Here is a 4,720-nt window from a genome sequence, read left to right as displayed (position 1 = left end):
TCGACCGCGAGTGCGACGCCCATCCCGCCGCCGATGCACAGCGACGCCAGCCCGCGCTTCGCGTCGCGCTTGACCATCTCGTGCAGCAGCGTCACCAGGATCCGGCAGCCCGATGCGCCGATCGGGTGGCCGATCGCGATCGCGCCGCCGTTCACGTTCACCTTCGACGTGTCCCAGCCCATCTGCTTGTGCACCGCCAGCGCCTGCGCCGCGAATGCCTCGTTGATTTCCATCAGGTCCAGGTCGCCCGGCGTCCAGCCCGCGCGCTCCAGCGCACGGCGCGACGCCGGCACCGGGCCCATGCCCATCACGCTCGGATCGACGCCCGCGTTCGCGTATGCCTTGATCCGCGCCAGCGGCGTGAGGCCAAGAGCCGCCGCCTTCTGCGCCGACATCACCAGCACCGCCGCCGCGCCGTCGTTCAGGCCCGACGCATTCGCGGCCGTCACCGAGCCGTCCTTCGAGAACGCCGGCTTCAGGCCCGACAGCGATTCCGCCGTCACGCCGTGACGCACGAATTCATCGGTCGCGAACTGCAGCGGCTCGCCCTTGCGCTGCGGAATCGACACCGGCACGATCTCGTCGTTGAAACGGCCGGACTTCTGCGCGGCTTCCGCCTTGTTCTGCGACAGCGCGGCGAATGCGTCCTGCTCTTCGCGCGTGATCCCGTATTCCTTCGCGACGTTCTCCGCCGTGATGCCCATGTGGTACTGGTTGTACACGTCCCACAGGCCATCGACGATCATCGTGTCGACCAGCTTCGCGTCGCCCATCCGGAACCCGTCGCGCGAGCCCGGCAGCACGTGCGGCGACGCGCTCATGTTTTCCTGACCGCCTGCGACCACGATCTCCGCGTCGCCCGCGACGATCGCGTTCGCCGCCAGCATCACGGCCTTCAGGCCCGAGCCGCACACCTTGTTGATCGTCATCCCCGGCACTGCATTCGGCAGGCCGGCCTTGATCAGCGACTGGCGCGCCGGGTTCTGCCCCGAGCCGGCCGTCAGCACCTGACCCATGATCCCTTCGCTCACCTGATCGGGCTTCACGCCCGCGCGCTCCAGCACCGCGCGGATCACCGTGGCGCCCAGTTCCGGTGCTGCAATCTTCGCAAGCGAGCCGCCGAATTTGCCGACCGCGGTCCGCGCGGCCGATACGATCACTACGTCCGTCATGTTCAATTCCTGCATCAAAATCAATGGGTCGATCCGGATTGCGTGCCGGTGCCGGCATGGCGAACGCGGCGCGCGAGCGCCACGCGCGCGGGATGCGGCTGGATGTTCACGCGCTCATGCGCGCGGCACACCCGCCTGATCCGACCGTGCCCGGGCACGCTGTGGCGGGCCGATCGTTCGCCGACCGTCACGCGTCACACGCGGGGCCGACGCCGTCCGGCGCCGTTCAATCGTGTCGCGCCGATGCGCGACACGCAGTCATGCTGCCGATTCGCGCGAAGCGGCTTCCTTGCGGGCAGCGGCGGTCGCCTGCTTGCCGCCGCGCGCCGCCGTTTCGCTGACCGCGTCGAAACCGCTTTGCGCGGCCTCGATCGCCTGCCCCGCCGCTGCGCGCACGGAGTCTGCCGCGGCCGTTGCCGCGGACAGTGCCGAGTTCAGCGCGGCGACCACCGGAGCCGAGCCGGCCGGCGCATGCTTCGTCAGTTCGCCGAACACGTCCTTCACGCGCTTGTCGGTCTCCTCGTACTGCGCTTGCGCGACCTTTGCCCACTCGACCTGCGTCGACACGGCGATGTCGAACAGATGGCGGGTGTACGCGACGGCCTTGCCGGCGGCTTCCTGCGGTGCAGCCACTTGCTGCGCAAAGCCGGCAGCCGGGTTGCTGGCGTTGAATGCGTTCTTCAGCTTGTCCTCGTACTCTTCGAGCGCCGTCTTGGCCGCTTGCAGGTTGAGTTCGACGACGGCCTCGAAACCGTGGATTGCCGGGCGGGCAATTGCGAACCATGCGGCAATGCCAGACTGATAATCGGCGGCGAATTTTTCGGGGGCAAATACAGACATCGGGCACGCTCCTGTTAGCAATGCGAGAGACCACGTAACGAAAATGGGAGCCAGGTCGACCGCCTGTTCCCTTATTCACGGCCCGCACTATTGAATGTGGGACGTTAAGGATCGCATTCTAGAGGCATTAATTGTCAATTAAGTGTCATTAATGATAGGTGAAAACCCTTATCGGTCACAATTACCGCCGCGGCGAGCCAGCACACACCTCGGATCCGGCTCCAATGCCGCTCTTTTACAATGGCTTCACCTTTTTACAGCATAGCGGCGCAATGACGCGCAACATTTACCTAGTCACTATTCCCGCTATTAGTAAGAAAGATTCGCATTTAACATGGGGCAGTTTCGCGTGTAATCGTTTTTACAGATTTATATTGAAATGGCTTGCAAGATTATTAATGACACATTCAATGATCCGATAAATTACGACATGCGACCGCGGTATCGTTCTCACCCGGCCAATTCGCGATGCAGCGCGCGAAACTCCTGCGCGAGCTTGTGCGTCGGTTCGAGATGGATGACCGGCTTCGACTGCTGATGCGACTCGCGGATCTTCACCGACGCCGACAGCCGCGACGCCAGCACCGGCAGCCCTTCGTCGACGAGTTCGTCGACCAGCCGCTGCGGCAGGCTCGCGCGTGGCTGGAACTGATTGATGACGATCCCTTCGACCTCGAGCGCCGCGTTGTGGTCCTGCTGGATTTCCTTCACGTTCTCGAGCAGCGTGTACAGCGCGCGGCGCGAAAAGTCGTCGCAGTCGAACGGGATCAGGCAGCGCTCGACCGCGATCAGCGCCGAGCGCGTATAGAAGTTCAGCGCGGGCGGCGTATCGATGTAGACGGCATCGTAGGTGTCGAGCTCGTTCAGCGCGTCGCGCAGCTTGTAGATCTTGTAGCGCGATTCCAGCTTGCCGTGCAGCGTGTCGAGATCCGGATGCGCGGGCATCACGTCGAGCCCTTCGAACGGGGTCGGATGGATGAACGACGCGACGTCGACCGGCCGGAAGTTGAAGGTCAGCGCGGTCTCGAAGAATTGGGCGACGCCCGGATGCACGTCGGCCGCGCGATCGCCGAGCAGGTAGCGCGTGGAATTCGCCTGCGCGTCGAGGTCGATGACGAGCGTGCGCAGCCCTTCGCTCGCGCTGATCGCTGCCAGGTTGCAGACGATCGTCGATTTGCCTACGCCGCCCTTCTGATTGAATACGACCCGCCGCATGGTGTCTCCTTCGATTGAAACGTCGAAAGATCCAGCTTAGCCGGTCAATAATGGCGCCTGCGTGACATCCGTCAGATGCGCGGCAACGTGCCCGACACGTAACGGTTGCCGGGCACGCTCCACCGCCACGGCAGCTCCGTGCCCACGCGAATGCCGATGCGCGGGCCGCCCACCGGATTCGCGGGTGGCGCCGTACCGTCGTCCACGATCGCGAAGCCTTCGCGCGCGTCGACCAGATCGACGCCGTCCTGCGCGCCGGTGATGCCGAGCGCCTGCGTGAGCCGCGCCGGGCCCCGGCACAGCTCGCGATCGCGCGTGAGCGGCGGCCGGGCCTCACGCATCCGTTCGAGCCCGTGCAGCGGTTCCAGCGCGCGGATCAGCACGCCCGTGCCGGTGCCGTCCGGCCCGCACACGCAGTTGCAGCACCAGTGCATCCCGTACGTGAAATAGACGTACATGTGCCCCGGCGGCCCGAACATCGTCGCGTTGCGCGGCGTCTTGCCGCGGTACGTGTGCGCGGCCGGGTCGAGCGCGCCGGCATAGGCCTCCACTTCGACGATCCGGCCGGCGCGGCCGTCCGCCGCCGCGAGGATCTTGTTCAGCAGTTGCGGCGCGACGTCGGTGGCCGGGCGATCGAAGAACGCACGCGGCAACAGCGCGCCCGGCCAGTCCGGCGCGCGCTTATTGCGCTTATTGCGCGTCATAGCGCACCTCCGGCTGCCGGTTGCCGGAAACGGTTTGTGCCGCCAGACGAAGCTGACGATACGCGTCGACCAGTTCGTCGAGACTGAATGCGCGGTTTCTGCCGCTCGGATTGGGCAGGATCCAGACGGCAGCGCGCTGCATGCGTGCCCGTTGGAGCCCCCATGCGATCTCGCGCTGCCCGGACAGCGCCGCGTACGCAGCCTTGCCGAGGAACGCGACGGAGCGCGGCGCGTAACGTTCGAGCTTCTGGTCGAAGACGGCTGCGGCGGCAACGAATTCGTCGTACGACAACTGATCTGCGCTCGCGGTCGGCCGCGGCACGACGGCCGTCAGCCCGCAGCCGTACCCGAGTATCGTCCGGTCGTCCTGCGGTGCGATCTCGTCCGGCGTGAAGCCCGCGAGATGCAGCACGCGCCAGAAGCGGTTGCTCCTTCCGGCGAAGTGATGGCCGGTCGCGGCCGCGGTCATGCCGGGGTTGATCCCGCAGAACAGCACGTCGAGATGCGGGGCGATGAGGTCGGGAAGTGCATCGGCCAAGGTCGGCCTCGCGGATGACGGACGTAAACGGAAAAAGACCCGAAGGTCCACCCCAGGCGATTCGCCTGGTTCCGGACATTCGGGCCTTTGCTGTGCGGGATACCGACGTGACGATCAGAACGGAATATCGTCGTCCATCTCGTCGAAGCCGCCGCCTGCCGGCGCGCTCGGACGGCTCTGGCCGCCGCCCGCTCCGCCGCGCGGCGCGCCGCCGGCACGACCGCCGCCGCCGCCACCGCCACGTTCCATCT

General features: G+C 65.9%; 5 protein-coding genes and 1 pseudogene. All 6 read right to left on the bottom strand.

Annotated elements, in window-relative coordinates; translation table 11 throughout:
• Positions 1–1,172: acetyl-CoA C-acetyltransferase (locus O1Q03_RS39685; RefSeq protein ID WP_269506221.1), on the bottom strand; the 1,172-nt coding region annotated here is incomplete at its 3' end.
• 258 nt (positions 1,173–1,430) lie between these two features.
• A complete protein-coding gene (phaP, locus tag O1Q03_RS39680) occupies positions 1,431–2,012 on the bottom strand; it encodes a TIGR01841 family phasin (RefSeq protein WP_269511565.1) in 582 nt (193 codons plus the stop codon).
• A gap of 450 nt (positions 2,013–2,462) precedes the next feature.
• The gene (locus O1Q03_RS39675) at positions 2,463–3,227 is read right to left on the bottom strand and encodes a ParA family protein (protein WP_269511562.1); all 765 of its coding nucleotides are present in this window, start codon (positions 3,225–3,227) and stop codon (positions 2,463–2,465) included.
• A gap of 71 nt (positions 3,228–3,298) precedes the next feature.
• Complete coding sequence (locus O1Q03_RS39670; RefSeq protein WP_269511559.1) at positions 3,299–3,931, bottom strand: DNA-3-methyladenine glycosylase; 633 nt, start codon at positions 3,929–3,931, stop codon at positions 3,299–3,301.
• Positions 3,918–4,469 carry a G/U mismatch-specific DNA glycosylase gene (gene mug / locus O1Q03_RS39665; RefSeq protein ID WP_269511556.1) on the bottom strand — a complete coding sequence of 184 codons (552 nt, stop codon included), beginning with the start codon at positions 4,467–4,469 and terminating at the stop codon, positions 3,918–3,920. The genes O1Q03_RS39670 and mug overlap by 14 nt, the downstream gene beginning before the upstream one ends.
• Before the next feature lie 114 nt (positions 4,470–4,583).
• Positions 4,584–4,720 (bottom strand): annotated as a pseudogene (locus O1Q03_RS40350) (single-stranded DNA-binding protein); the annotation flags it as partial.

Source organism: Burkholderia sp. IMCC1007, from assembly GCF_027257875.1.
Lineage (GTDB): Bacteria > Pseudomonadota > Gammaproteobacteria > Burkholderiales > Burkholderiaceae > Burkholderia.
The sequence above is the reverse complement of the archived record's forward strand: the minus strand, read 5'-3'. Positions and strand labels throughout refer to the sequence as shown.

Bases quoted from the DNA above. Each gene is read 5' to 3' on its own strand.
- phaP (WP_269511565.1), bottom strand. From the start codon at position 2,012: ATGTCTGTATTTGCCCCCGAAAAATTCGCCGCCGATTATCAGTCTGGC.
- O1Q03_RS39675 (WP_269511562.1), bottom strand. From the start codon at position 3,227: ATGCGGCGGGTCGTATTCAATCAGAAGGGCGGCGTAGGCAAATCGACG.
- O1Q03_RS39670 (WP_269511559.1), bottom strand. From the start codon at position 3,931: ATGACGCGCAATAAGCGCAATAAGCGCGCGCCGGACTGGCCGGGCGCG.